The following is a 2,243-nucleotide window of genomic DNA, read 5'->3' as shown; positions in this document are numbered from 1 at the left end:
GTAGGGCGCGTAATTGCCATGCCAGGCGATCACGTCGATCGGCGAATGCGGTAGGTCGCATTTGAACAGCGATCCACCCCATTTCACATAGAGCTCGGTCGGCGTGTCCTTGTCCTCATAGGCGGCGACCGGCGTGAGGAAGTCACGTGCATTGGCGAGGCAGTTGGCCCCGATCGGCCCGCGCTCCGGCATGGTGAAGGCGCCGCCATAATTCTCACAGAGATAGGCGCGCGCCGGACCGGACGGGATCTCGACGCGGAATTTCACGCCGCGCGGGATCACCGCGATCTCGCCGGGCTCGACGTCGATGCGGCCGAATTCGGTGACGAAGCGCAGATTGCCCTGCTGCGCCACGAACATCATCTCGCCGTCGGCGTTGTAGAAGTGCTGATCGACCATCGACTTCGTGATCAGTACGACATGCGCCGCCATGCCGGCCTGCGTGTTGACGTCGCCGGCGGTGGTCATGGTCTGCACGCCCTGCAGGAAGGTCATCTCCGCCTGCGGGACCGGCGTCGGGTCCCAGCGCAACTGTCCGATCGGCAGGTCGTATTCATGGCAGGGCGCGCTGCGCCACAGCCCGGCATCGACCTCGGCGAAGCGGCCCGAATGTCTCACCGACGGGCGGATGCGGTAGAGCCAGGAGCGCTCGTTGGAGCCGCGCGGCGCGGTGAAGGGTGATCCCGAAAGCTGCTCGGCGTAGAGGCCATAGGCGCAGCGCTGCGGCGAGTTGCGCCCCATCGGCAGCGCACCGGGCAGGGATTCGGTCTCAAAACTGTTGCGGAAGCCGGACATGTAGCCCGGCGTCACATGCACCGAGCTCTGCGTGATCTTCTCAGGCGAGGTGTTGATGTTCATGCTATCCTCCTTGCAGGGCAGCCCACATGTCGCGATCGCGCTCGGCGGTCCAGATCACGGGATCGTCGATCCCCGAGGCCTCGTCGAAGGCGCGGGAGACGTTGAACGGCAGGCAGTGCTCGTAGATCGCGAAGCCGGAAAATTTCGGGTCCATCACCTCGCGCGCCGCCGCCATCGTGTCCCTGAGGTTGCGGCCTTTCGCCACGGCGAGCTCGGCCGCGCCGTAGAGCGTTGCGACGAAATCACGCGTCATCGCGATCGCCTCGCGGCCGGTATCGACGCCCTTCAGCGCATCGCCGCGGCCGGGCGCGATGGCTTTCGGATTGAAGCCGCGGATCTCGTTCAGCGTCGCCGGCCATTCGCGCAAATGCGCGTCGCCGCAATAGCAGGCGGAGTGATATTCGATCAGGTCGCCCGAGAACATCACCTCGGCGTCCGGCACCCAGGCGACGATGTCGCCGGAGGTGTGGCCGGCGCCGAGCTGCATCAGCCGCACCTCGCGCTTTCCCAGATAGATCGACATCTCGCCTTCGAAGGTCAGTGTCGGCCAGGTCAGGCCGGGGATGCTCTCCGCGTCCTGGAACAGGCGCGGGAAGCGGCCATATTCGGAATCCCAATCCTGCCGGCCGCGCTCGGCGACGAGCCGGTGAGTCTCGTCCGAGGCGATGATCGCCTGCGCCTGATAGGCCGAGGCGCCGAGCACGCGCACGGCGTGGTAGTGCGACAGCACGACATATTTGATCGGCTTGTCGGTGACCGTCTTGACCCGCTCGATCACCTTGTTCGCCATCGCCGGCGTCGCCTGCGCGTCGAACACCAGGCAGCCGTCCTCGCCGACGATGACCGCGGAATTGGGATCACCCTCGGCGGTGAAGGCATAGAGATCGGTGCCGATCTCGGAGAACGTGACCTTCTTTTCCGAGAGGTCCGTGGTCGATGCAAAACCCTTGGCCATCATTTCATTCCCTGTGCGAGGTCATTGTTGTTGCTGTTGTTGTTGGCTGGCCTCGACGACGCGGCGCCTGGCGAGCGCAATCGCTTCATGCAGCACCGCGATGTCGCCGATATGGTTGCCGAGGATCAGGACCAGGGCGGCATCGAGATCGGCACTCTGCTCGTTGCTGAGGCCGCGATGCGCCTCGACGACGGCGCGAAACGCGTCGTCCGGTCTGTCGAAATTCGAGCTGGTGGAAAGCGCCATGCCGAAACCTCAACCAAGTCCTTCGGCGCGCGCCAGCGCGGCCTCCAGCGCGGGGCGGCCCGGATGGCGGAAGCGCGCGGCGACATAGCCGTCCGGCCGCAACAGATAGGCCGTGCCCGGCTCGGCGTCGTAGCGCTTCGTCGCAAGGCCTTCGCGATCGACGTGACCCGCCTCGCCGCCGATC

Annotated in this window: 3 protein-coding genes and 1 pseudogene; all 4 read right to left on the bottom strand. The window is 65.6% G+C overall.

Annotation, left to right across the window (positions count from 1 at the left end):
• Nucleotides 1–858, bottom strand: an 858-nt coding sequence (locus tag JOY90_RS13010) for a homogentisate 1,2-dioxygenase (protein WP_291691532.1), incomplete at its 3' end; no start/stop codon positions are given.
• Nucleotide 859: 1 nt separating this feature from the next.
• Nucleotides 860–1,813, bottom strand: coding sequence for an MBL fold metallo-hydrolase (locus tag JOY90_RS13005; RefSeq protein WP_291691531.1), 954 nt, complete (start codon nt 1,811–1,813; stop codon nt 860–862).
• Between the two features lie 21 nt (nt 1,814–1,834).
• Nucleotides 1,835–2,059, bottom strand: coding sequence for a DUF2783 domain-containing protein (locus JOY90_RS13000; RefSeq protein WP_291691530.1), 225 nt, complete (start codon nt 2,057–2,059; stop codon nt 1,835–1,837).
• A gap of 9 nt (nt 2,060–2,068) precedes the next feature.
• Nucleotides 2,069–2,243: pseudogene (locus JOY90_RS12995) on the bottom strand (FAD-dependent oxidoreductase); the annotation flags it as partial.

Origin of the sequence: Bradyrhizobium sp. (genome assembly GCF_019242285.1) — a bacterium.
In the GTDB taxonomy this organism is placed as follows: Bacteria; Pseudomonadota; Alphaproteobacteria; order Rhizobiales; family Xanthobacteraceae; genus Bradyrhizobium.
This window is presented reverse-complemented; position numbering and strand designations above follow the sequence as displayed.